This window comes from Komagataeibacter kakiaceti JCM 25156 (assembly GCF_000613305.1).
Map to the genome: position 1 here is coordinate 1 of NZ_BAIO01000472.1, position 1,812 is coordinate 1,812.

The window sequence follows — 1,812 nt, forward strand, 5'->3', positions numbered from 1 at the left end:
AAATCAGGCTCGCCCAACGCCAGTGAGAGCACCTTTTCCCCCTGCGCGCGCAGGTTGCGCGCGCGCTGGGCCATGGCGATGGTGGCGGGAACACCCAGCCGCGCCATCCGCTGCGCGAACAGCGGGTGAGCGCCCTCTCCTTCAACCGGCATGTTTCCGCCCCTCAGCGCAGGGCCGCACAGAAACGCTGGATGCGCCGGCACGCTTCCTTCAGGCTTTCCGTATCGGTGGCGTAGGAAATACGGAAATGCCCGGCGAACATGAACGCGCTGCCATGCACGGCGGCAACGCTTCCTCATCAAGCAGGGCGGTCACGAAGGCTTCGTCCGTATCGATCAGCGTGCCCCCCGGGCTGGTCTTGCCCAGACAGGCGACCAGTGACGGGAAGACGTAGAACGCACCCTCCGGCACGGGGCAGTGCAGGCCCTCGGCCTCGTTGAGCATGGCCACCACCAGGTCACGCCGCGCCTGATAGGTGCCGACCATGGTGGCGATGAAGTCCTGCGGTCCCGTCAGCGCCTCGACCGCGGCGGCCTGGCTGATCGAACACGGGCCGGAGGTGGACTGGCCCTGCAGCTTGTTCATCGCGCGCGTAAGCTGCACGGGGGCGGCGGAATAGCCGATACGCCAGCCGGTCATGGCATAGGCCTTGGACACGCCGTTCATCGTGACCGTACGCGCGCGCAGGCGGGGTTCGACCTCCACCACCGTGGGGGCGCGGAAACCGTCATAGACGAGCTTGTTATAGATGTCGTCCGTCAGGATCCATACATCGGGATGGCGCAGCAGCACGTCGCACAGACCGCGCATCTCCTCGGCGGAATAGGCGGCGCCCGTGGGGTTGTTGGGGGAATTGAGCAGGAGCCACTTGGTGCGGGGCGTGATCGCCGCCTCCAGCGCCGCGGGCTGGAGCTTGAAGCCATGTTCCGCGCTGCATGGCACGATAACGGGCGTACCTTCGGCCAGGGACACGATGTCGGGATAGGACACCCAGCAAGGCGCGGGAATGATCGCCTCATCACCCGGATTGATGGTCGCGACCATGGCGTTATAGATGATCTGCTTGCCGCCGTTGGAGACGATCACCTCATCCCATGTGTAATCCAGCCCGCTATCGGTGTTGAAGCGTTCCGCGACCGCGCGGCGCAGGGCGGGCGTGCCTGCCACATCGGTGTATTTGGTCTGACCCGCGGCGATGGCGCGCATGGCGGCCTGCTTGATCGTGTCCGGTGTGTCGAAATCCGGCTCACCGGCGGAAAGGCTGATAATGTCCTTTCCCGCCGCCTTGAGCGCACGCGCCTTGGTTGAGATGGCGATCGTCTGGCTGGGGCTGATCCGGTCCAGCCGGGCGGCGGTGAGATCCATGGTATCAAGATCCATAAAAGTGAATGACATCCGGCACGCTGCCGGGCGATGCGGCAGCAGCTAGAGCGAACCCACGGCGGAGGAAACAGCGGAGATGTGATCGGACACCCCGGCCGCCCTACATACCTGCCGCGGTGTCATGCCTGCCATACGCATGGCACGCACGCAGGCCGCGCCATCACGCTTGGCCAGCCGCCGCCCCGTGGCGTCGCATAGCAGCGGATGGTGCCGGTAACGCGGCGCGGGCCAGCCCATGATATGCTGCAACAGGCGATGCAGCGCCGTCGCGGGCCGGAGATCCACCCCGCGCGTGACGAGGCTTACCCCCTGCATGGCGTCATCATGGGTGACGCATAGATGATAGGACGCGGGCACATCCCTGCGCGCCAGCACGGCATCACCAAACCGTTCGGGCTGGCAGGGCTGCGGCCCCTCCCCCAGTTCGTG

1 protein-coding gene and 2 pseudogenes are annotated in these 1,812 nt (G+C 65.9%); all 3 read right to left on the minus strand.

Going from position 1 to position 1,812, the window contains the following annotated elements; all coding sequences use genetic code 11:
* Positions 1-152 (minus strand): annotated as a pseudogene (locus JCM25156_RS31460) (pyridoxal phosphate-dependent aminotransferase); the annotation flags it as partial.
* A gap of 11 nt (positions 153-163) precedes the next feature.
* A pseudogene (locus tag JCM25156_RS25155) lies at positions 164-1,365 on the minus strand (pyridoxal phosphate-dependent aminotransferase).
* Positions 1,366-1,425: 60 nt separating this feature from the next.
* A partial coding sequence (locus JCM25156_RS15470; RefSeq protein ID WP_025813791.1) for a glutamate--tRNA ligase family protein occupies positions 1,426-1,812 on the minus strand: 387 nt, incomplete at its 5' end.